Genomic DNA, 23,877 nt, shown 5'->3' with positions numbered 1-23,877 from the left:
CCCCCGGCAGTTCATCCCTGCCGGGCCTGCTCGACCTCTTGGCTACGGACAAGACACTAACCCCAGCAACCCCCACATGTCTACCTCCGCCACGATAGATTTCCTGTGTGCACTGACAGTGAAGCCCTGGCATCCACAGGGATTAAAAGTTGCAGCGAAGCGACGCCCCCGAGCGGGTGAGGGCCGCCGAACGGGCAGATGGCGTGTCACGGCACAACCGAGCACAGGCAGGGCCGCGGGGTGCACCCGCGCCGCTGAAAGGCTGCGCGATCGAGAACCTGGACCCGGCGAGATGACGTCTCTTGCCTCTCGCCGCGCAGGCGTGCGGGAGGGCTCAGACCGACCGGCATCAGGCGTCCGAGGGGGTGGGCGGGAACCAGCGGGCCCGGGTCCCCGTGATCATTGAGTTCTCTACGCTCAGTCGTCAACTACGGCCGCGGGCACGCTTCGTACGGGCAGGTCGTCGACGCCTTGTCGCCCTCCTGTAGTTCGTCGGGATGACGGTCCGGTTGGCCCCGTCCGAGTCTCGCCAACGTTGGTCAGGACCTCGCCATGCACAGACTGAGCGAGGGAGCAGGACGGTGAGGGATGGGGGATGCCCCGTATCAGCCCGGGCGTCAGCAGGATGGGCGACTGGCGCGGCGGCCCGGCACGCTGGCGCAGGAACGGCACAGGCAACAGAAGCAGGAGCAGGAGCAATCAGTGAAGGCACCTGCGGGGGCCGCAGCGCTGAGCGCGGGGATTACGCGGTAGCGGTATCAGGGATCTACCTGGCGGCCCCGGCGGAGCGGGCGTCGGCCTCGCCGCCCGTCGGCCTCAAGGAGGCCATCGAGCAGACGGTCGCAGACGGATTCCCGGGTGTCGTGGCGTATGCCAGGCACGGAGAGCGGGAGTCACGGATGGCGGCCGGGCTCGCGGAGACGGCGAGCGGCGAGCGAGCCCGGCCTGCAGCGGTTCCGGATTGCCAGTAACACCAAGTCATTTGTGTCGACGGAGCTTCTTCAGCTGGAGGCCGAAGGTCGGCTTTCGCTCGACGACAGCCTGGAGAAGTGGCTGCCCGGCGTGGTCCAGGGAAACGGCAACGCTGGCAGGGCCATCCCCATCCGGCAACCGCTCAACCACACATCGGGCATCTACGACCCCACCACCGAGCCGGAGTTCTTCGCGCCCAACCTGGAGCGCCACGAATGGGGTTACGTCTACACCCCCGCAGGAGGTGATCGCCCGCACCGTCCGGCACAAGCCGCTCTTCGAGCCCGGCGGCGGCTGAACGTACTCCAATACCAACTACCTGCTTGCCGGTCTGGTGATCGAAGACGTGGCGTGCAGCGCATGGACGTGCCATGCGGCTCGGAGCCGGATACCGAGCCGGTCAGTGCTTGGACGACCGAGGGCGGCGGACCCGGCTTCACCAGCGTGGCCCTCACCACCGCCAACGGTGAGCGACAGCTGGTCCTCGCCGTCAATGTCTACGACCTCGGCGCGGACCTGAAGGGTGAGCCGCCGTCCCGCGAGGCAAGGGACTGATGAAGGCGCAGACGGCAGCCCTGCGCGATTGCGGCGGTGCCTACTTCGCGTCCGCTCCGTCGAGGAGTCGCTGGAGGCAGTGAGTGACCTCCTGGGGTGCTTCGGCGGGGGCATGGTGGGCGACATCCGGAAGCACGACGAAGTCCGAGTCGTCGACCAGGGTGGCGATTTCCTCCGACAGGGCCGGCGGCATGGCGTGGTCTTCCGCACCGGCAAGGACCAGGGTGCGGGCCTGGACGGCGGGCAAGAGATGGCGGACGTCGCGGCGTTCCAGTACGGCCGCCTCCAGGGCATGTCCCATGGCCAGGGGGTCTTGGCTGGTCATGACGTGGAGCTCGTCAGCCGCGGGTGCTGGGTGGTTGGTGCGCCACCGGGCGCTCGTCACGTTCTTCTGGATCTCGCGCATCAGGGCATGCTGCTGTTCACCGGAACCGGTGCTGAGCACCGAGCGGCGCTGGCGCCACAGGTCGTGTCGCTCCTCAGGTTCGGGACGTGCGCTGGAGTTGACCAGGGCCACCTGCTTTACCAGGTCGGGCCGGTGAGCAGCCAGCAACATGGCGACCGTGCCGCCCTGGGAGTGACCTACGACCGCCAGCGGTCCCCAGTTCTTCTCCTCGATCAACAGGGCAAGGTCAGCGGCGATGTCCTCCAAACTCCAACCCTGCGCCGTGACAGCCGAGGCGCCGTGTCCCGGCATGTCCAATACGACGCAGCGGTGCGTGGGCCGCAGCGCCGCCACCTGGTGCTGGAACATGGTTCGGTCGCCGAACAGGCCGTGCAGGAACATGACGGCAGGTCCGTCGCCGGTGTCGTCGTAGCCGTAGACGGTGTCGTTCACCCGGATGCGCTGCGCAGCGGGCTGAAGAGGCTGGGTGGGAAGGACGTCGAAGGCGCTGGCAAGAGCTAGAGAGTCTTCGAACATCTGGTAGCGGGCGATGAGCTGGCCACGGACCGTGAAGCGCATCACGTAGTCGCCCTGGACCACCTTGCCGGTCGGCCGGACCAAGAAGTGGAAGCGGCCGCACACCAGGACGTCGTCGCCTTGGGCCATCGTGGTGAGTACCGACCCGCCGCGCGGCTCGAACGCGCCTGGAAAGACGTCCATCCACTGCCTCACCCGGTGGCGGCCGTGCCGCAGCCCAGTGGGCGGAACCCCAGGATCGCCGTCGACATGCCAGACAGCGTCCTCGGCGACCAAGGCGGCGGCGTCGTCGTATTCGCCGGCCCAGAACGCCTTTAGGAAGGAATCGACGATGTCTTGCGGACGCGAAATGGCTGCGGAGGTATTCAAGAGAGGGGCTCCTGTCGAGCGGGTACATCACGTGCGTGCGCAGGATCCCGCTGCTTCAGCAAGAACCCTGCTACATATCAGGCTACCTGATAGTAGTCAGGAACGTATGATCGGCCGCATGGATCCCGACTTCGCGCCGCAACGCCGCCTGCTCACCGCCGTGAAAAGAGCCGAGCACGCCACCCAGGCAGCCAAGAGTGCGGCAGTACGCGAGGCAGGCATGACGATGGCGCAGTACAACGTGATGATCCTGCTGACCGAGACGCCCGGCATCACCAGCGCCGAGCTGGCACGCCGCTGCTTCGTCAGCTCCCAGTCGATGAACGAAACCGTGACCAAACTTGAGAGGGAGGGCTGGATCGAACGGTCTCGCCACGCCACCCACCGGCATGTGCGCGAAGCACACGTAACCCCTGAGGGGCAGTCCGTCCTCGAGCGAGCCGACCGCCAGGTCATCGCACTGGAACGACGTCTGCGTGAACGCCTCTCCGCTGAGCAACAAGATCAGCTGCGGGACCTGCTGGAGACCGTCGAGCGGATCGCCCGCGATCACGACGTGACCCCGTGACCAGCGCAAGCGCAGGCATCGCGGCGATGTAGCCGAATCCGTCCTAACCGAACCTGCTACACCAATGTCGGCCTCGGCGCTGTTTCCGGCGGCTCCGACCAGTACAGCAAGGGAGATCCACTATGGGCGCCGGCCTCCTCATCCTCTCTATACCCCTGTTCTTCTACGTCGTGCTGGCTTCACTGTTCTGCGTAATGATCGCCTCGAAGACCTCTCCGAAAATGGGATGGCTGGTGGCGGCCGGCCTCGTGGGAATGCCGCTCGCCTTGCTCCTCGGGTGGATCACCGCAGCAGCAGCGTGACAGTGATCCGGTCATGAGGTCCCGATGGGGTGGGACGAGGCAGTGGGCAAGGCCTGTGCTGCGGCCTCCTTCGCGCCGATCAAGGTCGTGGTGAACCGGCCAGCTACCGCAGACGCTCCCCGGGCATCTCGTCCAGTCCCTCGATGGCGACCTCAGCGCGCGCGATGGAGGCCAGGAAATCGAACAGCTCGCCGCCGCCCTTCTCGAGTCGCTCAATCTGCTGCACTACACGCAACCGGGCGTCAGCCTCGGCCGACTGCACCGCGTACGCCTCGATCGCCTCAACCTGGCGCTCGGTGGCGCGAAGCCCGGTGCGCAGCGCGCGCTTCCGGGCCGCTGCCTCGCTGATGTCGGGTGTCTCGTCGGCGAGTCGGCGGTGATGGGGCAACGAGCGGGTAACCCCCACACCTGGGCGGGAAGTTGGATTCGCGCGTGCTGCCAGTCGATCAGACCGCGGGCGTGAACCTCGGAGCGGAGGACCCGACGTACAGCCGTACGCGCGGCGTCCTCCTTCTCAGGTCTCACAAAGATGGGCCTCGCAGGTGGTTTGTGGCAGCGGCTGGAAAGCCTGTGTCGGCTTGACCGAAAGCACGATGGGCCGCTTTTCAGCGTTTGCTCTACGGGTGGGGAGTGCGTCAGAGCGAGCCGGGATCAGTTGCCAGGAGGGCTCAGGGGAAGGAGGGCCTGTACCTGCCAGCCGCCTTCATGGGTGGGGCCGGCGTCCAGACGGCCGTCCATTGCGGCTGCCCTCTCGCGCATGCCTTCCAGCCCGAATCCCCCGCCGCGGGCGCGAGGCGGAAGGCCGGCGGCGCGGTGGCCGTCGTTGATCACTTTCAGTTCGATCCCGGTGGGGAGCTCGTGCAGTGAGATGCGCACGAGGGCGGCGTCGGCCGCGTGTTTGCGGATGTTGGTCAGCGCCTCGCGGACGATGCGGTGGATCCCTGCGCGGACGTCAGCCGGAAGCCGTGCCTCGACACCGGGGGCGATGTCGAGTTTCACCGGTGGCCCGGTGCGGGCGAAATCCCGTGCCATCTGAGGTAGGTCGCCGAGTCCTGTGGGTGCGAGAGGGCCTGACTCTTCGTGGTCGCCGGCCCGGCGCATGACGGCCACAAGCCGTTTCATCGCATTCAGCGCTTCGGCGGCTTCCGTCTCGATGCGTTCCAGAGCGTCATCCGGTATTCGGCCCTGTGGGCCTACGAATCGGATTGCCTTCGCCTGGACGACGATGCCGGTGATGTGATGAGCAACCACATCGTGCAACTCACGGGCCAGGGCCCTGCGTTCGACGGAGCGCGTTTCGGCGAGATCACGGAAACGTCGTTGTCTCTGTGCCCGCAGAAGGAGCGAGAACGTCGCGACGATCAGAGTGATGAGCGAGATGGCAAGGGTCCACTCCTGAGGATTGGCATCACGTGTCGGCACGGCCATGCAGGCGAGCGCTAACGCGGGCGCCAAGATGGTGGCGGTACGGTCCGAGGCCCGCCAGCAGACACTGCACAACAGGAGCAGAAGAGCCGCGATTTCCCCGATCCCCCATACCCCGATCTCATCGGTCCCGGCGAGGAAGTACAACGTGACGCCCCACGAGACGACGACGGCGACCGAGCCGCGCACGGCGAGCGGGACGGGAGTGCCGGGGATGGCACACAGGCTGCACACGATCGATGAGCCGATGGCGATGACGAGTTCCGCCGAGGGCAGCCTCTCGAGGAAGACCGCATCGATGGTGATGAGGCCGAACAAGACGATCCCCGAGGCGATCATCACCCTGGGGTTGCGGGCCGGGAGGCGTGAGAAGCGTTCCACCAGCGTCATGTGCTGCACCAGGCCAAAGCCTTCTGCTCGTTGGGGCGTGTGAAGGCGGGACATGCGGGAGCGCGCGTGGGACCGGGCGGGTGTGTCAATCGGTGCACAGGCCCGCCTCCCATGCCCAGACGGCGATTTCTACGCGGTTGCGTACGTCGAGCTTGGTCTGAATGTGGGCGAGGTGGGCTTTGACGGTGGATACGGACAGGAAGAGGTCCTGGGCTATCTCCGCGTTGGTGCGGCCACGGGCCAAGCGGCGGACGACCTCCATCTCTCGCGGTGTAAGTGGTTCGGCAGGCTGAGACGCCCGGAGTGCACCGGGCTGCTGCGTCATCTGCTCGAGCAGGCGCACGGTGATGGCTGGTGAGATCAGGGAGTCGCCTGCGGCCGCCGCATGGACCGCTTCGACGAGCAGGGCGGGACTGGAGTCTTTGAGGAGGAAACCGGAGACGCCGTCGCGCAGTGCCGTGCGCACATATTCGTCGTCATTGAACGTGGTGATGATGACGACCTTCGGCGACTGACACTCATTGCCCTTGTTCGGGTCTGCCCGGCGCAGGCGCCGATTGACTTCGAGTCCGTCCATTCCCGGCATGCGGATGTCCAGAAGCATGATGTCGGGCGCTAGGACGCGCGCGGCCTCCAGCGCTTCTTGGCCGTCTGCGACATCGGCGAGCACTTCGATTCCGGGGGTCGCCTCCAGGATCATCCGGAATCCTCTGCGGACCATCTCCTGGTCGTCCGCGATGACCACTGTGATCGGCATCCGCTCCCACTTCCGACGGGTGCCCGGCAGCCCGTGAGCGGGTAGCCGGGTGCTACAGCGGCTTCAGCAACTGTTCAGGAGCGATCTCGCCGCCACAGGAGCAGAAGCAGACTCCCCGCCACCGCGACAAGCGCGGAGCCGGCCATGGCCGGACCGTAGGCGCCCGCCAGAGCGACGACCGTGGAGGCAATCACAGCGGGGCCGTAGCGCTCCTGGTCTGGGCCGCCCAGTCCGGCATGTGTGGTGACTGTGGGCATCTGGCGTGTGTGGGGGCAGTGGGCAACCTGAGCGGAAAGGGATGCGGTCTCAGATTTGAGCTGGTCCACGCTGTCACGCTGGGTCCGGTCGGGGTGCCCTCCCCCATCAACGATCGCCCCGACCGCCTTCAGCGACGGCAGGTAGTCACGGTGAGCCTGCTGAGCAGCGGCCTCGGTTTGCCCACAGGCGGAGCTGTCGATGGCCTGCGCCGCCGGAGCGATGCTGCTGAGGATGGCCGCGGCAGCAGCAGCGGTGACGGCGACAGATATGGAACCCATGATGCAGTGACCTCCCGGCAGTACGGGGCGCAGTTCCTGAGCGCCGCCCGGCAACGTGATCTGCACTCGTGCTCTATTGAGAACAGCCTCTGGTGGGTCGTCCTGCACCCTCACTCGCGCTTCCTAACGACGTTTCCTCTAACCCGCCAGGGCAGTCGGGATGACGTTTCAGCAGGTCAAGACCTCCGCCTGCCCGAGCGACGCGATGATGCGGTTTTCGTCCAAACGACTGACGCCCGCGCACCTTCATTCCAGAGGGCTTCGGTATCCGACGTGCTCGACCATCACCTGCGCGGTACCCTCCACGCCCAGCGCCGCCGCTTTGCCAGGCAGTACCCGGCCTTCTCGGGGGCCTTGTGGCCAGAGCGGCAGAGCCGCGATAGACAGTCTCGTCGCCATACAAGTTGGCGCCCCTCCCCCATCATGTCCAGCTGCACGGAGCCGCTCGAGAAGGCCTGGCTGTTGGCGGTGATGGACTCCTTGTCGCTCTTGGGACAGGAGACCGTGCCCTCCACCGTCGCCCCAGGGGCTGCGGTCGAAGGAGGCAAGGCTTCATTTCACGAAGAGTGCGGATCAAGTTCTGCTCGTTCTCCCTGCAAGAGCGAACCCCGCAGCAAGGCTGCGGTAACCAGGGTGTGTTGCGCCTGCAAGCGGCAACACACCCTGGTTCATTCAGGAGAGCAGCTGCACCTTCTCGGTCGGCTCCTTCGTGTTGATGCATTCCGTGTACGGGTTGGGCTCGCCCTGCTTTTGCTGGCACTTCCAGCCCGTGTCGTTCACGGTGATGGTGATTGGCTCGGCCTTCTTGGCTTCTACGGCTTTGCCGTAGGCGGTGGAGACCTTCAGTGCGACAGGACACGCATCCTTGCCGTGCGAGGTGACGGCGCGAACGGACAGATTGTTCCATCCGCTGCCGCAGTCGATCTGCTTGCTGGCGGAGCTTCCGGAACCCGCCTCGACGGTCGCTCCGACGGGCCCCACTGCGTTACCCGGGTGGGTAGCCCCTTCTTGCTTGGTCACCGGCCCCCATTTCCACGACAGGGTGGTGGAGGCTTTGTTGTCGGGCGGCGTCACGACGGCAGCCTCCGGCTTGATGGCCTGCTTCGGCTCATCCTTCTCACTGAGGAAGACGAGCGTGAACGTCGTGCTCTTGCCCGGGGCCAGGGACACTGACTTCGGCTCGGGCTTGCTGGTGTCGCGCAGTGTCTCACTGCTCTTGCCCTGGGTCAGGGAGACGCCAGGGTGCCCCTGGAGCGTGCAAGAGTCATCACTGGAGTTACGAAGCTTCACCACGGCGGTTTCTTGCTTGCCGGTCGGCGTACTTGACCGGGCTGTGCCCGAATCGTCCCAGGACGCCTGAAGCTGGTTGGTACGGCAGGTTGCCGGCGTGGCAAAGGCGGGAGCGGTGGCCACGAAGAGGCCCAGCGGCGCCGCGATTCCCGCGACAGCGGCCAGGGCCGCCGCCCTGACGACGGGGCGAGTACGTGCGTGACACGCGTGACTGCTCATGGAATTACCTCCGGTGCCCGACAGAGAAGGAAATCTCTACGAACGGGTGAGCTGTCGATCTCCCCGCAAGGGCCGCAGAGAGTCACCTGAACGCGATCCATTATCCCGGCACCCTCGAGGGCCGACACTTCAAAGTCATGTGATACCCGGTACGGGTACCCTCGGTCAGCAGTTTGGGTATTCATGCATCGCAAGTAGCCGAAAGTAAGGGGCCGTTGATCGTACTGAAGTTCTCCCCCAGAAAATAGGCGGCCCCCTACCCGGTACGCGTACACACATGTCAGTACAGGTGTAGTGGGAAGGGCGTCGGTGAATGCCAACCCGTCCCATTCGCACGCTAAGACTCCTCGCGTCATCGTGTTTTGCGGAGGAGCGGTGGCCCAGCGCCCGCAGAGGTGCGAGCGGGGGTGTACTTTTGGCCGGCTCTTTTCATGGCCATAGGGCTGAAGCGGCAGGGGTGCCCGGTTTCCTACGTTGGTACATGTCAGTCGGTCCGGAGGCACGGGGGCGGGCCGGCTGACGACCAGACCTACACATCCCTGACTGGTAAGCGGATTACCAGCAGGTCCTGAGGAGAGGAAACATCATGCGTTCCACCCTGACGCGACGCGCTACGCGTGCCGGCATCGTCGTCGCTGCCCTGGGCAGTCTGTCCCTGGTGCCTGCGGTCGAATCCATGGCCGCTCCCGCGCCCTCTTCGGCGTCGAGCACCGTAAGCCAGAAGGCCCCGAGCGCCGATGCTGCCCAGTCGGCTACCGGTGTCGGCAAGAAGAAGGGGCAGGGCAAGAAGAAGCCCCGTCCGGTGCGGGTGGTGAAGGAGTACACCGAATTCGATGGAAAGTTTATGGTCCACACCAAGGTGTACAGCAACGGGAAGGTCGTCAAGTGGCGGACCAAGGCCCACATCATCGACAACCCGACGCCGACGCCCTCTCCGACGCCGGAAGACGACCCGACCCCCGCTCCCGCCTCGGGCGAAGCCGGCTAACTCGGCGAGTCATGTGACCTGGCGGCATGAACGTCCGCAGCGTCCGCAGTGGACCTTCTCCAGTGGGCCCAGCGATCGGACCCAGCCCGCAGCGCAACAGCGCGCTGCGGGCTTTCACATGCTCGGAGCGGCGCAAACACCGGCCCGCACGCTTTCCCACCGCAGGACCCCGCCGATAGGAGGGTGGTCCCGGATGCGACGAGTCCCGCAGAGGGCTGTTCCCACGTCGACTGGCCCAAGAGTCAAAACCTAGCGGCGGAGTGTGGCCCTGAGGGTGAGAGCGGTGGCGCCGGCGGTGTCTTTGTACAGGCTGGAGGGGTGGACCTTTGCCGATGCGGTAAGTGTCGTGGGGCCTTGGGCGGGGGTTCTGGTGCGGATGATGACCCGCTGCTGTTCACGTGACTGGAGGAAGGGAATCATGCAGCGCACCATCTTCGGCGAGCAGAGGTTCTACACCGAGCTCCAGTGGCGGAGACGAACCGCTGCCCCAGCGAGACACACAGTCATCGGTACTTTACTGGGGGGGCAGTTCACCTCGAAAGAGGCCCGTGAAGGTAACGGCGAGAGGCTGTCCTGCTTGCCGCCGTAGGCATGGCAATAGTCGGTGATCAGGCTGGACTCATCCTCCGGGGCGGGGCGAGAGAACCCCACACAGCGATGCATCTCCTCTCCGCTGTACCCGACTTCGCCCGGATAGCCGAGCAGCGTGAACCGGGTGCTGGCCGCGGCCGTTGAGAACCGGCTGGAAACCGTGTGCCACGTCCTGAAGGGTCAAGGCCCGCCCAGGCCCCGCCCCTTCTCGCCCTTCGTCTCCTTCTGGCTCGCGGGTAGCGACCTTCAGGAGTGCAAGGTCGGACTTCTCCTCAGGCAGGAAGTAGGTGTTGGTCACCAGCCAATCACCAAGCGGCACCTTCGGGTTGCCCCACTTGTTGTACGCCGACCTCAAGACGTACCGGAAGGTACTGAGCTTCTTCCCCCGCCCGCAGACAGTGCGCTGCGGTCAAGACCAGCGACTCGTTGGCAGAGCGAATCGCAGACGCGTAGCAGAAAGGCCCGCCCGGAACGACCCTGCCGTCCTCCCTGATCCTGTGCAATCCGCCAGCCGCACGCGACAAGGGATGCCGTGAATGGAGACGTTGTCCCAGCTCGAGCAGACCTACGTCTGCGTGTGGTCGCACGGCGGCGAGACGCGCAAGCACCTTCACATCGCGGTCCAAGCGGTGACCGTTGAGGTGCGGGCCCGCTACGACGGTCTGCGCTCCGAGCAGCTCCAGACCCGGATGCTGGCTGACGGTAGCCGTTCTGCGAGCGGGCTCACGAGCTGTTCCGAGCAATCACCGACGACAGCGCCCAGGACCGCGGCTGATCACCAGTACCGCGCCGACGTCACAACGCAGTCCGGCCTTTGAGTATCTGTCAGCGCGATCTACTCGATCCCTCGTATCGGCACATCGAGCCGTGACCAGGCCCACGAAGGATGACTCGAGGTTGGTCGGGAACCCCAGCCCTTCCCACCATCCGCGGAGATCGTCAATGACTCCGAGCCATGATCACGCCACTCAGCGGCGGCGTAACCTCGAACTCGTTGCAACTCCTTGCATGCTAGCCAGAGTTGCGCTGACCATCATTGGTCCAGCAGTAGTTCGCTCCCGCTCCACGATGCGGCGGCGTAGCTGTCCTGTGCCGGCACCAACCAGGCACCCATCCCGCTGGTCCGCGGCCCCGGCCGTCCGCTCCCGACGGGGTCTTCGACACCGACGGCGCAATCACGGAGAAAAGGCTACGGCTACCGGCGCCTGTGACGACGGCTCGCTTCTCAACCCCCGGAACTGCCTCGCCCCTCCGGGGCAGGGGGGCGAAGACGGAAGTTCAGCTGTCGCACTGGTCACCGCCTGCTCTGTCGTAGCCGCAGTGGGGACAGGTGGCACAGTGCGACGCCCTGCACATCGTTGTGCAGGGCGTCGCACTGTGCTGCGTCTCTCCGAGTCGAGCGAGTATCACTAGGCGGCGGCGCCTGCCTCCGGCAGCGGGGTGGGGGCGGTGTCGTCGTCCGGGGCCGGGATCGGCTTGATCGGCTCGTCCTTCTTGTCGTCCTTCTGCTGCTCGTCCTGTCCCGCGCCGGGCTTCGGCTTGGGGTTGCTGAGCCAGGAGGTGACCTTGCCGTTGGAGGTCATCGTGACGTTCACGACGCCCAGACCGCCGGTCTCACCGAACTTGATCGTGCCGCGGCCGTTGATGACACCCACGGACTTGCCCTTGGAGGTGATCTCCGCGCGGAAGGTCTTGCCGGTCTTGTAGACCTTGGCGACCGAGCCGTCAACCAGGCCCTTGACGGCGACCAGCTTCTTGCCGGCCTTGCCCTGCTGCGCCACGGTGATCACCGAGTGCGGCGCGGCGGTGTGCGAGCTCGCTGTCAGCGCGCTGGGCAGATCGGCCGCCGGGCCCGTGGGGGCAGTCCCGGATACGTCGTCGGGGGTGGGGTTCGGTATCGGGTCAGTGATCCCGTCATCCGGGGTGGGGTTGGGGATCGGGTCGGTGATCCCGTCATCCGGGGTGGGGTTCGGGATCGGGTCAGTGATCCCGTCCCTCTTCTTCTGCTCGTCGCTCTTCGGCTTGGCCTTACCGGCCTTTTCCGCCCACAGCTTGCCCTTGTAAGGATGGAAGCTGTAATTGACGCCGTGGTGCTTGAGGACGGTCTTTCCGGCCTTGAGCGTGCCGATCTTCTTACCCTGGTAGAAGATGTCGGCCTCGAACTTCCCGCCGCCCTTGTAAATCTTGCCAACCGAGCCGTCCGCGAGCTTCTGCGTCTGGACCAGCTTGCGCTGCTGGGCGACGGAGAAGGCGTCGACGCCGTGGCTGCCGGCGTGTGCAACGGAGGTGACGGCCGTCTGGTGGTCCGTGCTGGAGTCCTGCGCGGCGGCGTAAGCGGCGGCCGGCGCCCCGAGCGCGATGGCAGCACCGAGGGTGACGGCGGTAGTACGGATCGTGCGGCGCGAGTACAGGTGACGCATCATGGAATTCCCTCTTTCTAAGTGAGGAAAGGGCCTGATCCTTTCCTCCGACACCCATAACGCTACGGTTTTCGAAGGACACGTCGCGTCAGCAAAAAGGTCAGACGCACCCTGACCGAAAGGCTAATAGACGGACCGCTGGCCCCACAGATTTACAGGTGGGGACTGCCCCGCAGCGCGGGCCTACCTGCCAGGGGGCAGGTCGAGGACGCAAGGTCAAAACCGCTGATCAGGCACGGGAAACGTCCAGCCGGAGGGTGTTGTCGCTCTGCGGGGCGGCGGGTCCTTGCTGGAAACGACGGTGCACTGTCGTCGGAATACACGCGAGCATGTCTTCGTGGCCTTCGTATCGGCGATCACCGGCGCGGTGCCACCGGGCATGAGTATCGGAATGGCACAAAACAGGTTCTTCTTTGCCTCGTCCTTCTAGCAACTCGACGGCCCGGCTTTGAGCCGGCTACATCGGGCCTGGAATCGCCGGGTTGCGGCAGTCTCGGCTCGTTGCCGGCTGAGATGTGGTGGGGGACGGCCGATCATGCGTCCACGTCTATCAGTGAGGACTCGACTCGGCGCCGTATCAGCAGTTGCCGATGCAGTCCTTTTTGAAGACTTGCTGGCCGTCGACGGTGCCGGTGATGTTGGTGCCCTTCACCTGAATCTGGGTTTGTCACCGCTGACGACTTTGGAATCGGTGCCCAGGTCGGCGGTCATCTCGGCAGGCTTCCCGCCGTCAGTGGTGCCCTTGCAAGTGATGACCATGCGGGTGTCGGACGTGTCGTCGCTGGAGCACGACAAGTTCCCGTTGATGGGGGTGTCCGGCGTCCTTGAAGGCGATCTTCCCGGCCTGGGAGGCCCCGGTGCGGGCGACTCCCCCGCCGACGAGGTCTTCCGTCCCGCACCCGGTCAGTGCGGCGGCGGCCACCGCGCTCGTGAGGCACAGCGTGACGCTCGCGCGGCGTGCCGGTGAGGGGAACGGGGCTGCTGCAGCAGGCATGGGCTCACCTTGGCCCGTCTGCCCGTGCAGGCGGCGAGGACGGCGTCCGGATGGATCAGAGTGCGCACCCGAAGGGGTGACCGGCTGGGCCGGGTACGGAGGCTGGACGCATCGTGGACGGGTATCCGCCGCCCGACGTTAGGACGTCTCATGCCGGCCTCGCGCCCCGCCCGCCCTCTGATAGCCCTGGCTCTGCTCGCGGTAGCCGCGACAGGCTGCACCAGGACTCAGGCCGCTACGCGCCCCGACGCGCCCACAAGCCCACCGGCCTCGTTCGACGCGCTGGTGGCCAGCGTGCAGAAGGACATCGCACGTGCGTGGCCGCACACCGGGCAGGCGTGGCCGGGAGCCGACTTCTCCGGCCACAACCTGCTGCTGACCGACGGCAACAAGATCGTCGCGGTGAACAAGGACGGCACCCGGCCGGTGTCGGCCGGCCAGCTGGACAAGGCGAAGATCGATGTGCCTGCCGAGGAATCCTTCGACGTCGTCACCTGGGACAGCAAACCGTCCCTGATCATCCACGTACCCAAGGACCTCGGGGCCGGGCAGAAACCGGATCCGACCGGACTGACCGCGCCCCAGCCCGGCTACGCCTTCGCTCTCGCCAGCCACGAGCAGTTCCACCCCTACGTGCAGAACAAGCCCCAGTGGGCCTCACTCAAAGCCTTCGACGAGCGCAGCGACGGCGACCGGACCGAGCTCTACCCCCTCCAGGCGGGCCCGCGCATCGACCGGGCGATGGTGTACAACACGCTCCTGGACGCCCTGAAGAATCCGGCCAACAGAGCTCAACGCCTCTCCCAGGCAGCGTGGTGGGACGCGAAGTGGCGCAAGGACTACCCCGACGACGCCAAGGGGCAGCAGTCCACGGACCTGCTGGAAGGCACCGCGAAATACTTCGAGCAGTACACCCTCGCCATGGCCCAGGTGGACAAGCCCACCGACGCGCAACAGGTCCGCGCACATCTGGCCGACACACTGAAACCGATGAACGTGGCGTCCAAGGGCGTCGAACCGTACGCCATCGGTACGGTCGCCCTGCTCAACGCGGATGCCGAGGGCAAGGACTTCAAAAAGAAGCTCACCACCGACCCCACGACACCACTGGCCGAACTCCTCAACGGAGTTACCCCCTCCGATGCGCAGAGTGCACCTGATGAGGTCCGCGACGGGATCGATAAGGCCGTACGGACGACGAACCAGGAACTCCGCCCCTCCATCGAGCCGTTCGTCAAAAACGTGCAGGACAGCGGCCACAGCGTCCTGATGCTGCCCGTCGAATCCGTCTCAGGAAGCGTCCAGGGCAAAGGCTTCTACACCACCAAGGAACTGCCCATCACCATCACCCCGGATGCTCGCGTCACCTTCAAGCTCCCCAGCGGACAGGCCCGCGCCGACAAGGTCACCGTCGGCGAGATCGACCAGGACGGAAAGGGCTACTTCGCCATTCCCCTCGTCCCGGGCAAGGACGGCGCCACCCTCGACGGCAACACCCTCACCCTCAACGGCGGCGGGCTGACCGGCAAGGTGACCGTCAAAGCCACCACGGAAGACGGACAGCACTTCCTGTATGCCCAGTAGAAACCTCTCCGGACATCCGGTCCGTGCTTCAGGTGCACTCCTGAAGCAGGGCGCAACCGAGCGGAACAGCTGACTCAGCGGGTGGATTTTCCGCAGGCTGTGGGGGCGGGATCCGCAGCGATTTGCTGCTTGATCCAGCCGGTTAGAGCCGGGGCACTCGTGAAGACGGCGGGAGAACCGGGGCGGGCGGAGCCACGAGCCCAGGAGTACACCCGGGGGGCCAGCAGGCGAGTATTCGACTCGCTCAATCAGCCCCCGGTCTGTTGAAGGAGGAGTCCGGCCGCCGGCGGGCCCTGAGCCGTGACGGTTCAGCGTCGGTAGGCCGGGACAGGATTGACCTGTTCCGGCGTCGGCGGATGAGGGTGACGTGCGCAGATTATGGGTGGCCAACTGCAACAGCGAGTACATGGTCGACCGTCTCGACGAGCTCGATCCCAAGGAGCGGGAGGGGACTCCGGTCGTCGGCGCGCGGATGGTGTGGCTACTGAGGGACGGTGACGTGCTGGTGCTGCCGCAGCCAGTCGATCCGGCGTTCGTCGCCCACGTAGGGGCCCTGATGGGTTTCGATCCTGCACAGGTGAACCTGCTGACCCCGCAGGACGAAACTGTGCGGGTTCTCAGCCAGGATGTCCTGCACCGCTCCGGGCTGCTCGACCGGTTGCAAGCGCTGGTGGACGCGCCCGATGGCTGGGAACTGCGCGCCTATATCTCAGATCGCGGCATCGCGGCTCTGGCCCGGGCGATCGGCCTGGCCCCGGATGCGGTCTCTGCTTTCGACTCGGCCGGCGGGGCCGAACTCTTCAACAGCAAGGCCGTCTTCCGCGCCCTGGCCGCCGGCCTGAACGTCCCCGTCCCTGACGGTGCGGTCTGTGCCACCCGCGATGATCTGGAACGTGTCCTGGAGCGGCTGGCCGTCCCCACGGGAGCGGTGATCGTCAAGGCCGACAAGAACTCCGGCGGGACCGGCAACCTGCTCTGCCTGACAGACCCGCGCATCCCCGCCCTCGGCGCCGGCCGCACCCACACGCTGACCGGAAAAGACGACCGGGAAGCCATCATCGACCACACCGGGCTGGAAGCCACCCACGCTCCCTACGGCCAGGTCATCGCCGAGACCTACCACCCGCACTGCCGCTCGTTCTGCCTGGAAATCCTCTGCCCCGAACCGGCTGCCGACCCCCCGCAGGTGCTGAACATCGGCGAGATGCTGATGGAACCGACATGGAACGGCTTCATCATGCCCGCACCCGACAACCTCCCCGCAGGCGTGCACGAAACCCTGATCGAGTACGCCCTGCGGCTGGCCGCAGGCATCCGCGCCTTCGGCTACCGCGGGCTGGTCAACATCGACGCCATCGTCGCACCCGACGGACAGGTGTGGTTCAACGAAGTCAACGCCCGGCTCGGCGGCTGCACGCACCTGCACCACCTTGCCAGCACACTGCTGGGCCCCAACTGGCAAGCCGACCACGTTCTGACAACCCACAACGACCTGCCCGCCCCCGACCTGCCGCACCTGCTGAAAAAGCTCGAGGACCAGTCCCTGACCTTCACCACCTCCGCCAAACAAGGCGTAGTGATCACCGCCGACGACTCCCGACACTCGGGAACCGTCGAATACGCCGTCCTGGCCCCCGATCTACAAACCGCCCAGGCAACAGAGAGCCGCCTCCGAGCCCTCGCACCGTGACGTCGCAACACCCGCCCCCACACTGCCGCGGCAGAAGCCGGAACAAATGTCGAGGGCACGCCCAACTTCCGCAGGGATGGGGCGACCTGGGCCGCCGGTCCTGGCTGCGCACGACGGTTGGCACTGGTTTGGCTGAACGCGGTCGTCCGGGCTCCCGCCAGGGAGCGGTGCCGCGCTATGTCGGTGTCGGGGCGCTGCGCAGTACGCCGGAGATCCGCAGCAGGTTGCCCTGTCGGTTGCTGACGTAGATCAGGCCGTTGTCGCGGTCCAGCTCGATGCCGCTGACGCTGCCCAGGCCGTCGGCGACCACGCGTTGACGGCCCTTGGCCTCGCCGTCGGCCACGACGACCTCGTGCACCTTGCCGCCGGCCGAGTCGCAGACGTACGCGTGGCCCGCGCCGTCCAGCGCCACGCGGACGCTGTACCCAAGACTCGTGGCCACGGTGCGTGGAGTGGCGTCGTCCGCCGTGAGGTCGATCTCGTACAGCCCGCCGAGGTCGTACTGACCGACGTATGCCCTGCCCTCGGCCAGCGCCACCCCGGCGGCCCTCTGTACGTTCCAGGTGCGCTGCTGCTGCGCCGTGCGACCGTTCAGGCCGTACTCGATCAAGTGATTGTTCTCCACGTCGGTGACGTAGGCCCGACCGCCCGGCAGATCCAGGGCGACGCCGTACGCGTCCATGCCCTCGGCGATCGTGACCGGAGGGGCGGAGCGGTCGGCCAGGTCCACGGTAAAGAGGCGCTTGCCGCTGTAGTCGGCGATGTAGGCCTGGTTGCCCGGCAGATCCAATGCCACGTCGTTGACCTGGCCCGGCGTCGCCAGGACCCATTCGGTGCCGTCGCCGTCATCGGCGAGGTCCACCTTCAGCAGCCTGCCACTGTTGTACCGGTCTGTGACGTACGCCTTCTGGTTCGCCCGGTCCAGCGCGAGGCCGTCGGCTGTGCCGAGCCCGACGGCGAGCGTGGTGGGAGGCTTGTGGGCACTCGCCGGCTGTGCGCCGCCGCTCTTGTGAAGGGGGTGCAGCTTGCCGTCGAACTCGAGCTTCTCCAGCTCGAAGACCTCATGGACCCCGGCGAGAGTGGAGACCACCTCGGCCTCCCCCCTCTGCAGAAACGGCCTGCCCTCGTCGGTCAGGTCGAAGGTGTCCTCGGCCGCGCCGCGCTCGCCGAGCTTCCACGCGATGACCTTGGCGTACTTCGGGTCCTTGGTCTGCGGGCCGTCCGGGTGCGTCTCTTTGACCTCCACCGGCTCGGGGTAATACAGCGCGACCCACCCGCCGAAGGAGATGGGGAATTCGTAGTCGAACCTGCGCACCTGGCGCCGCTGTGTGGCCAGGACGTCCACCCGGCTGCCGACCTCACCGCTCAGCGTGGACGACGTCTTGAACGCGGTGGTCAGCGAGCCGCTGACCGACGCGGTGATCCCCAGCATCAGCTGTGCCGACAGCTCACCGGTGCCGGTGGCGGTGCTCGTGGCCGTGGTCGTACTGGTCGACTGCGACTGCGACTCGGAATCGACGCCCTGGTTGTCCTTGCTGTTCTTCAGGGTGGTCTTCTGCGACTGGTTCGCCGCCAGGCTCTTTTGCAGTTGCTGCTGCAGCGAGGCGGTGACCTTCGCGCCGAAGGTGAGCTGCACCTGACCCTGGAGCGACCAGCTGATCGTGTTCGAGATCGAGAACTCGACCGTGTGCGACCACTTCGTGGGGACGGGGTCCGTCCGGTTGACGTACGTCTGCTTGGAGATCACATCAGCAGGGGGCTGCGCGATGTCGGCCCGCTCTTCGACGAGCGGCACGCCGACCGTCATGTAGGCCGTCCATCCGCGCTCGTGCGCCGCGGCCTCCCGCTCGGGGAATTCCTGGAACCGCCCCTTGTTCAGGGAGAACCCGATGGGGTGGACGTATCGATCCTCACCGTCCGGTGACTTCTTCTCGGCTTTCCTCTTCAATTTTTCCCTGTCCCGCTCCAGGATCGCGGGGGCCTTTGTGGCGACGTCGAGCTCTTTCAGGTTCCGGCCGGTCAGCGGGTGACGCATGTACCGTTCGCCTAGGTGAGCCGTACTCACATTGTTCTTCTTGGCGTCGCCCATTCCTTTGGGCCCTTCCTTTCCCGCGGAACTTACCGATGTGACAGTCACTCACCCTCGGTCGGCGCGCCACCGGTCCTTTCGACTTTCGCGGCCGCTTCGAAGTTCTTCCTTCTCATTTCGTCCATCTCTTCTTCGCTCATCTTCGGCAGGTCCTCACTCTTGACCCCCGGCCGGTCCTCGTCCCTGATCTCCGCCTTCACCTTCTTGAACGTCTCGCCCTCGGCCGAGGACGCCATGCCGGCCGTTGACGCGGGGTCCTCGCAGGTGGCTCGCTGTTCGGCGGCCGCCGACCCGGTCCTCTTGAACAGCGGGGACAGAAAGCCGTTCATGATGCGGAGCGCCTCAGGTGACGTCTCACGGACAATCTTCGGGTCGCGCTCGGCATCCGGAATCCCGTCGTACAGTTCCGGGTCGACCCCTTGGCGTTCGGGCCGGGCGCCCGGGATGTTTTCGTACACCTTTTCAGCGGAATCTTCGGCGGACTTGGCTTCACTCCCGCCGCCCTCGAAGATGTTTTTGAAAGACATGGACTCCCCTTCGATCGCGTCTACTGCCTACCCGTGAGGCAATCCGCCCATCCGGCTCGGCCCCACTCTTCGCGCCCGGCACCTGCCCCCGGGAAAGCCGTAACGTTTATTCGGGCAGCAATATCGGCCGAAACTGACCCTCGGCCGGGGTTTTACCTCGCATGACGCACTGAAGTGGCCCCACCCAGCCGCGGGCTGGCCGTCGGGCGGGCGGCGTCGAGGCGACGTCGAACTGCAGAGCGGGGTGAGTCCTCGCCAATCCGTAGGATTCCGCAACGAGGCGGCGTACGCGGCCCGTTACTCACTCCGTCGTGCAGTAGCAGTGATTCACCGCGAACGCCGCGGCCCACCGCCGACTAGGGTGAGGTCGGCCGGCCCCGTCGCGATGTGCACTCGTGCGCGATGAACAGGGAATGCAGCGTGGTCCCCGCCATCTCCCCCTGCGAGGTAGGCACGCCGCGTCTACGTCGTGCTGCTGGCGGAGGACGGTCCTGACCCTGAATTCCGCACGTACTGCCGCCTCTTCGCCGCCCGCCAGCCCTGGCGGCGTGGCTGCATCGACGAGCTGCTGCGGTAGATCGCCGATGACAAGGTGGCGGGCGTCCTCATCACCGACACCCAGATGCAGCGCGTCCACCACCCCTACGCCGGGGGCTGACGTCTCCCTTACTACGTGCGAGGAACGCGACCGAATGCGCGATCGGCATGCCGAGTGGCTTTCCCGTCATCTGTCGGGTCTCTGGCCGGCTCGGAGCGCCGCCCCGCTCAGAATGGTCTCCACCGCAAGTACCGAGTTGAGAGGCTCCACGAGTTCCTTGGTGGCGACGGCCACGAGGCGCGCGGGTGCCTCACCGTCCAGCAACGCACTCACGTATTCGATGGCCTGCGCCGGCGAGAGCACCGGCAGCCTCTGGCGCAGTGCCCGCACAGCGTGCATGCGTCCGCGCGTAGCGGCGACTCCGCGCAGCGCATCGTGTAGATCGTCTACTGCGGTGCGCACCGGCAGCCCACGTATCCGGGCTCGGTAGTCGTCCTCCCACTCTCCGCTTACCGCAGAGACGACGCCGACCTGGTGCAGGCCGCCGTCGACGCGGTCGACCAGGTACGGCCCATTGCCGGCCAGCATGAACTCCGGGTTCCGGGTGCGTACGAACTCCTCGGAGGTCCAGTAGACAATCCACACCAACTCGTGTTCCTCAACGTCGATCACAGCCATCCGGGGCGAGTCCACACCCGCAGCCCGCCACCTTTGATAGTCGCGCTCCAGCTGCTCTTCGACAGCCCGAACGGCGGCTTCTCGCTCAATCACGCGTGCAGCGTCCCGTACGGGCCCCTCCCTAGACCAGCGAATTCGCACGGCCCGGAGCCACACGCATGCAGCCGCAGGCGGATGACGCCTCCACACCCGAGTCCGCCGAACTGCGCCACGGGTTTGGACACTACGTGGTCGAGCTGCCCTCGCACCTGATCACCGGTGCAATCCGCTCCGCATCTCGGTGCGGGCGGGGAACAGTGGCTGGGGCAGTAGCCCCAGCCACATTGTTTCCGCACCACAGTGATCTTCCGCGGCCTGCCCAACTCCGAGGCGCTCTGGGATGTCTGGGGCCCGGAGTTCTTGGTTGCTCCGCCACCCACACATCCTTGCCTCTACTCACTCGGCCGGTGCCGCGGTGATTCGCGGGAGTCTTCTTTGAACCTAATAAAGAGGAAGGTAAGTGCGGCGGCTCCCCGTGTGTGAGGGACGAACGTCCCCCGCTACGGTTCACGGGTAGCAGAGCGATGGGGGGGGATTGGGTTGGAGCTGTGGGACCACGACATCGCGCCGTACGGAGAGCAGCTGGAGGCGCTGGACAGCAGCACGCTGGCTGACCTTGTGCTGGACGTGATGGCCTCGGCGATTCCGCTATTCGAGCCGCCGTTTGACCGCTTCTTCCCGCAACGGCACCTCGAGCTGGTCAAATCCGTTCTGGCCCTGCGTGCACAAGCTCCAGCGAGCTGGTGGGATGACGCGGCCTTCGCACAAGGCTTCCTGGCTCGCTACGACCTTCTGCCAGATGTCCCCACCAGGCCAGCAGTCGGTCCCTTCCTGATGGTGCTGGTTCGACTCTTCGAAGCACCCGACGAATGCCTGTCGGCCGACCAAGCGCTGGAGTGCCTGTCCAGTTGCTATGAGGCAGTCCTGGTATCCCAGTTGACCGGGCGAGTCACAGTTGCGGACGAAAGACGAAATCCAAAGTGCCAGCAGGCCATCGCGCGCCAGACAGGCCTGGTCCTGCGCGCGCTCGGATGAAGCCTCGACATGGACTGTGTTTCTCGCGGATACCCGACCCGGATCAGCCGACGTCATTCTCTTGACTGATGACCACCAGGCGGTTCGTCAGCCGTTGATGGAGACGACGTCACGCCAAGGACCGCCCCCTTTCATCCGTACGCGGAGCCCGCGGCTACCTGGTCCTGGTGGCACTGACCGGCGGCAGTGAGCCACCCACCCAGCTCGCCCTGGCCAAAGAAGTCAGTCTCGATCGCACCGTGATGACCCACCTCCTCGACGACCTCGAAGCCCACAATCTGGTGACCCGCAAGCCGGACCCACGCGACCGGCGCGCCCGCCAGGTCCTCATCACCGACACCGGGCACACCCGCCTCACGGAAGTACGGCACAGCCTCGGCGCCGCCGAAGCACGCCTCCTGACCGACCTCGGCCCCAAGGACACCGAGCAGCTGCGAATCTGCTCGCGCGCGTCGCACATACCGCGCAGCGCGAAGTCATCGCACCCGACGAAGCAGAGTGCTAGGCGCTGCCATCAAAAGCTCTTGGCAAGTTGGCGCCGAGGTCATGCATGATGCGCGCATGGAGCATCTTTCTGTCGACGTGCGCGCTTCGCTTCGGCTGTTCGCCTTCTACTTGGCAAACGGCACCATCGACGTTGAGTTGCTCGATGGGTTCGACTATCGCTCGACCGTCTTTCACTCCGGCTCGTCGCTGGAGCAGGTCTTCGCGATCTACAGCAACGTGCTGCAAGTCGACGCAGACGGCCTGGTGCTGAACGACGGGGACGCGCAGTACCGGGTCGCGCAGTGGATACGGGCGTGCTGCGACCCGAGCTATCGAGTCGAGCCACCCTTCGAAGCCTGGGAGACCGAACTCCATCTCTGAGGACCAGACGCTGATCGGCCGGGCATCACACCCGCATCAGGAGCGAGGCGGAAGGTGACGGCTGCCTGGTACGACTCGGGGGTCTTGCCGTAGCGGGTAGCTGTAGCCCTTGTCGCCCAGGAGGTGGCCGGGCCGCACCCGGGGGCCGCCCATGGCCGACCCGGGGCGCCCGGATGGTCTCCATCACGGCGGTGAACTGGGTGCAGTCGTTGGTGTTTCCGCCAGTGAGGGCGAAGGTGAGTGGGCGGCCAGCACCGTCGCAGACCAGGTGGATTTTGCTGGTCAGGCCGCCCCGGGAGCGTCCGAGCGCCGGGCTGCGGGAGTCGAGTTCGGCGAGCTCCACGTCGACGGTCCCGTGCGCGCCGCCCTCGTTGATTTACTCGTTCAGGATGAGGGCCTGCAAGATCTCCTGAGCTCGTGCGTCGTCCCCGTGCTCCCCCTGGTCAACGCCGACCTGCCGGACTCTTCGTCATCTGGGCCGACATCGTCGTGTGAACGCGTTGCACACGAGCGGGGGATGCACTTCGGCCGGGGCAACTGCGCGACGTCTCCCAACAGATCGTCACGTGGGGGCGCACCGGCCAGCTCACCGACCTGATCCGCCACGAGCTGGAGCGCCAGCTCGGCGCCGCCACCGAGCCGATGGAATCAACTGACTGCGGATGAGGCTCACCACATGCACTGAAGTCAGCGTTCCCCAGCGCCCTTCCTCCGGCGTTGGAGAACCACCGTCGCCCTCTACAGTCGCTGGCGGCATGATGTCCACCGTGATGAACAGTGCAGATCTGCATCCTGCCCGGATACCGGGTTACGACAGTGGGCCCCTCACGCACCAGACAGACCTCTTGGACGAGCCCCTGTTCTGGCTGGGGCACCTCTCCTCGTGTACCCAAAACGAAGAGGCCGAAAAGCTGCTGTTCGGCGCGGACTACGACGCAGCCGGCGACTTCCACCGGCGCCTGTGGGAACGGGCCCAGTGGCCCACGTTCACGATTCCGCTCGCCCGTGATCACCGCCTGCACGTGGTCTACCGCACCTTCACGGACGACACCGGCACCGACTACCTCCTCCATCACCCCGACTGGGACCACGCCGAGTTCCTCGCCCGCGACGACGGGCACTTCATGGGACCGGGCGTGTCCTGGCCCGAGCTCGTCGCGGCTGCGGATAACGCGCTACTGGGCGGCAGCACCACCGATCCGCACGCCCGCCTGCTGCTCCTCCTGCCGGCGTTCGGGGACGACGACCTACCCGACGAGGCCGTTGACCGCCTGGCGGACGCGCTACGCGCCCGCACCAGCGTGGATGGCCCCGGGCCTCTCGCCGCTGTTCTCCTGGAGGATCAAGGGGCTCCGGGCCCCGCGCACTGGACGACAGCCGGGCACGGCTTCTCCGTCAACGATGGCGAGTACTCCTTCCGCAACCCTGCCAACCGCTTTGCACTGTCGGCCGGTTGCCTGGCCCGGGTGGCCAATGCGCTGGCACCGTGACCCGCACACACCGTTTTCCAACAGCGAGGAGGTGTGTTGGAA

Annotated in this window: 22 protein-coding genes and 1 pseudogene; 12 read left to right on the top strand and 11 right to left on the bottom strand. The window is 66.0% G+C overall.

The genetic code is table 11. The features are described 5' to 3' along the window. Positions 1 to 984: 984 nt before the first annotated feature. Positions 985 to 1,527 carry a serine hydrolase gene (locus ACIBCK_RS35450; protein WP_399396988.1) on the top strand — a complete coding sequence of 181 codons (543 nt, stop codon included), beginning with the start codon at positions 985 to 987 and terminating at the stop codon, positions 1,525 to 1,527. Positions 1,528 to 1,567: 40 nt separating this feature from the next. Here ACIBCK_RS35450 and ACIBCK_RS35445 read toward each other — a convergent pair whose 3' ends face one another. Next, complete coding sequence (locus ACIBCK_RS35445; protein WP_399396986.1) at positions 1,568 to 2,818, bottom strand: alpha/beta fold hydrolase; 1,251 nt, start codon at positions 2,816 to 2,818, stop codon at positions 1,568 to 1,570. Positions 2,819 to 2,936: 118 nt separating this feature from the next. Here ACIBCK_RS35445 and ACIBCK_RS35440 point away from each other — a divergent pair, with 118 nt between their 5' ends. After that, positions 2,937 to 3,386, top strand: a complete 450-nt coding sequence (locus ACIBCK_RS35440) for a MarR family winged helix-turn-helix transcriptional regulator (RefSeq protein ID WP_399396984.1) — start codon at positions 2,937 to 2,939, stop codon at positions 3,384 to 3,386. A gap of 122 nt (positions 3,387 to 3,508) precedes the next feature. Continuing rightward, complete coding sequence (locus tag ACIBCK_RS35435) at positions 3,509 to 3,688, top strand: hypothetical protein (protein ID WP_399396982.1); 180 nt, start codon at positions 3,509 to 3,511, stop codon at positions 3,686 to 3,688. A gap of 103 nt (positions 3,689 to 3,791) precedes the next feature. On the opposite strand, the gene ACIBCK_RS35430 is transcribed toward ACIBCK_RS35435, so the two are convergent. From ACIBCK_RS35430 to ACIBCK_RS35410, 5 genes are all read right to left on the bottom strand, one after another. Continuing rightward, positions 3,792 to 4,076 (bottom strand): hypothetical protein, encoded by a 285-nt coding sequence (locus tag ACIBCK_RS35430; protein WP_399396980.1) that lies wholly within the window; start codon positions 4,074 to 4,076, stop codon positions 3,792 to 3,794. 263 nt (positions 4,077 to 4,339) lie between these two features. Then, on the bottom strand, positions 4,340 to 5,503 hold the full coding sequence (locus ACIBCK_RS35425) for a sensor histidine kinase (RefSeq protein WP_399396978.1): 1,164 nt from the start codon (positions 5,501 to 5,503) through the stop codon (positions 4,340 to 4,342). Positions 5,504 to 5,588: 85 nt separating this feature from the next. After that, on the bottom strand, positions 5,589 to 6,260 hold the full coding sequence (locus tag ACIBCK_RS35420) for a response regulator (protein ID WP_399396977.1): 672 nt from the start codon (positions 6,258 to 6,260) through the stop codon (positions 5,589 to 5,591). A gap of 74 nt (positions 6,261 to 6,334) precedes the next feature. Next, positions 6,335 to 6,862 carry a hypothetical protein gene (locus ACIBCK_RS35415; protein ID WP_399396976.1) on the bottom strand — a complete coding sequence of 176 codons (528 nt, stop codon included), beginning with the start codon at positions 6,860 to 6,862 and terminating at the stop codon, positions 6,335 to 6,337. Between the two features lie 606 nt (positions 6,863 to 7,468). Beyond that, a complete protein-coding gene (locus tag ACIBCK_RS35410; protein ID WP_399396974.1) occupies positions 7,469 to 8,305 on the bottom strand; it encodes a DUF4232 domain-containing protein in 837 nt (278 codons plus the stop codon). A gap of 586 nt (positions 8,306 to 8,891) precedes the next feature. On the opposite strand from ACIBCK_RS35410, the gene ACIBCK_RS35405 reads away from it, so the two are divergent. Then, positions 8,892 to 9,293 carry a hypothetical protein gene (locus tag ACIBCK_RS35405; protein WP_399396972.1) on the top strand — a complete coding sequence of 134 codons (402 nt, stop codon included), beginning with the start codon at positions 8,892 to 8,894 and terminating at the stop codon, positions 9,291 to 9,293. Between the two features lie 1,127 nt (positions 9,294 to 10,420). Beyond that, positions 10,421 to 10,702, top strand: coding sequence for a hypothetical protein (locus ACIBCK_RS35400; RefSeq protein ID WP_399396971.1), 282 nt, complete (start codon positions 10,421 to 10,423; stop codon positions 10,700 to 10,702). Between the two features lie 591 nt (positions 10,703 to 11,293). Here the strand turns inward: ACIBCK_RS35400 and ACIBCK_RS35395 are convergent. Further along, complete coding sequence (locus ACIBCK_RS35395) at positions 11,294 to 12,307, bottom strand: hypothetical protein (protein WP_399396969.1); 1,014 nt, start codon at positions 12,305 to 12,307, stop codon at positions 11,294 to 11,296. A gap of 607 nt (positions 12,308 to 12,914) precedes the next feature. Here ACIBCK_RS35395 and ACIBCK_RS35390 point away from each other — a divergent pair. From ACIBCK_RS35390 to ACIBCK_RS35380, 3 genes are all read left to right on the top strand, one after another. Further along, positions 12,915 to 13,271, top strand: coding sequence for a hypothetical protein (locus ACIBCK_RS35390; RefSeq protein ID WP_399396967.1), 357 nt, complete (start codon positions 12,915 to 12,917; stop codon positions 13,269 to 13,271). Between the two features lie 177 nt (positions 13,272 to 13,448). After that, a complete protein-coding gene (locus ACIBCK_RS35385; protein WP_399396965.1) occupies positions 13,449 to 14,882 on the top strand; it encodes a hypothetical protein in 1,434 nt (477 codons plus the stop codon). Between the two features lie 367 nt (positions 14,883 to 15,249). Next, entirely contained in the window at positions 15,250 to 16,572 is a 1,323-nt protein-coding gene (locus ACIBCK_RS35380; RefSeq protein ID WP_399396963.1) for a peptide ligase PGM1-related protein, read from the top strand. Between the two features lie 175 nt (positions 16,573 to 16,747). On the opposite strand, the gene ACIBCK_RS35375 is transcribed toward ACIBCK_RS35380, so the two are convergent. From ACIBCK_RS35375 to ACIBCK_RS35365, 3 genes are all read right to left on the bottom strand, one after another. Further along, complete coding sequence (locus ACIBCK_RS35375; protein WP_399396961.1) at positions 16,748 to 18,607, bottom strand: YncE family protein; 1,860 nt, start codon at positions 18,605 to 18,607, stop codon at positions 16,748 to 16,750. Between the two features lie 98 nt (positions 18,608 to 18,705). Beyond that, positions 18,706 to 19,188 carry a hypothetical protein gene (locus tag ACIBCK_RS35370; protein ID WP_399396960.1) on the bottom strand — a complete coding sequence of 161 codons (483 nt, stop codon included), beginning with the start codon at positions 19,186 to 19,188 and terminating at the stop codon, positions 18,706 to 18,708. 724 nt (positions 19,189 to 19,912) lie between these two features. Beyond that, complete coding sequence (locus ACIBCK_RS35365; protein ID WP_399396958.1) at positions 19,913 to 20,497, bottom strand: YrhB domain-containing protein; 585 nt, start codon at positions 20,495 to 20,497, stop codon at positions 19,913 to 19,915. Positions 20,498 to 20,983: 486 nt separating this feature from the next. On the opposite strand from ACIBCK_RS35365, the gene ACIBCK_RS35360 reads away from it, so the two are divergent. From ACIBCK_RS35360 to ACIBCK_RS35350, 3 genes are all read left to right on the top strand, one after another. Beyond that, positions 20,984 to 21,478: a hypothetical protein gene (locus tag ACIBCK_RS35360; RefSeq protein WP_399396956.1), complete on the top strand. Its 495-nt coding sequence runs from the start codon at positions 20,984 to 20,986 to the stop codon at positions 21,476 to 21,478. A 167-nt stretch (positions 21,479 to 21,645) separates the two neighbouring features. Continuing rightward, entirely contained in the window at positions 21,646 to 22,032 is a 387-nt protein-coding gene (locus ACIBCK_RS35355; RefSeq protein ID WP_399396954.1) for a MarR family winged helix-turn-helix transcriptional regulator, read from the top strand. Between the two features lie 7 nt (positions 22,033 to 22,039). Beyond that, positions 22,040 to 22,345, top strand: coding sequence for a hypothetical protein (locus tag ACIBCK_RS35350; RefSeq protein WP_399396952.1), 306 nt, complete (start codon positions 22,040 to 22,042; stop codon positions 22,343 to 22,345). 102 nt (positions 22,346 to 22,447) lie between these two features. Here ACIBCK_RS35350 and ACIBCK_RS35345 read toward each other — a convergent pair. Then, a pseudogene (locus ACIBCK_RS35345) lies at positions 22,448 to 22,667 on the bottom strand (transposase); the annotation flags it as partial. A 433-nt stretch (positions 22,668 to 23,100) separates the two neighbouring features. Here ACIBCK_RS35345 and ACIBCK_RS35340 point away from each other — a divergent pair. After that, on the top strand, positions 23,101 to 23,835 hold the full coding sequence (locus tag ACIBCK_RS35340; RefSeq protein WP_399396950.1) for a hypothetical protein: 735 nt from the start codon (positions 23,101 to 23,103) through the stop codon (positions 23,833 to 23,835). The last annotated feature ends 42 nt before the right edge of the window (positions 23,836 to 23,877 follow it).

The organism is Streptomyces sp. NPDC051218, from assembly GCF_044455475.1.
Classification (GTDB): domain Bacteria; phylum Actinomycetota; class Actinomycetes; order Streptomycetales; family Streptomycetaceae; genus Streptomyces.
Note: the sequence above shows the minus strand (reverse complement) of the source record. Positions and strands in the feature narration are given on the sequence as shown.

Bases quoted from the DNA above. Each gene is read 5' to 3' on its own strand.
- ACIBCK_RS35340 (WP_399396950.1), top strand. From the start codon at position 23,101: ATGATGTCCACCGTGATGAACAGTGCAGATCTGCATCCTGCCCGGATA.
- ACIBCK_RS35410 (WP_399396974.1), bottom strand. From the start codon at position 8,305: ATGAGCAGTCACGCGTGTCACGCACGTACTCGCCCCGTCGTCAGGGCG.
- ACIBCK_RS35370 (WP_399396960.1), bottom strand. From the start codon at position 19,188: ATGTCTTTCAAAAACATCTTCGAGGGCGGCGGGAGTGAAGCCAAGTCC.
- ACIBCK_RS35420 (WP_399396977.1), bottom strand. From the start codon at position 6,260: ATGCCGATCACAGTGGTCATCGCGGACGACCAGGAGATGGTCCGCAGA.
- ACIBCK_RS35425 (WP_399396978.1), bottom strand. From the start codon at position 5,503: ATGACGCTGGTGGAACGCTTCTCACGCCTCCCGGCCCGCAACCCCAGG.
- ACIBCK_RS35440 (WP_399396984.1), top strand. From the start codon at position 2,937: ATGGATCCCGACTTCGCGCCGCAACGCCGCCTGCTCACCGCCGTGAAA.
- ACIBCK_RS35395 (WP_399396969.1), bottom strand. From the start codon at position 12,307: ATGATGCGTCACCTGTACTCGCGCCGCACGATCCGTACTACCGCCGTC.
- ACIBCK_RS35350 (WP_399396952.1), top strand. From the start codon at position 22,040: ATGGAGCATCTTTCTGTCGACGTGCGCGCTTCGCTTCGGCTGTTCGCC.
- ACIBCK_RS35405 (WP_399396972.1), top strand. From the start codon at position 8,892: ATGCGTTCCACCCTGACGCGACGCGCTACGCGTGCCGGCATCGTCGTC.
- ACIBCK_RS35400 (WP_399396971.1), top strand. From the start codon at position 10,421: ATGGAGACGTTGTCCCAGCTCGAGCAGACCTACGTCTGCGTGTGGTCG.
- ACIBCK_RS35435 (WP_399396982.1), top strand. From the start codon at position 3,509: ATGGGCGCCGGCCTCCTCATCCTCTCTATACCCCTGTTCTTCTACGTC.
- ACIBCK_RS35385 (WP_399396965.1), top strand. From the start codon at position 13,449: ATGCCGGCCTCGCGCCCCGCCCGCCCTCTGATAGCCCTGGCTCTGCTC.
- ACIBCK_RS35375 (WP_399396961.1), bottom strand. From the start codon at position 18,607: ATGCGTCACCCGCTGACCGGCCGGAACCTGAAAGAGCTCGACGTCGCC.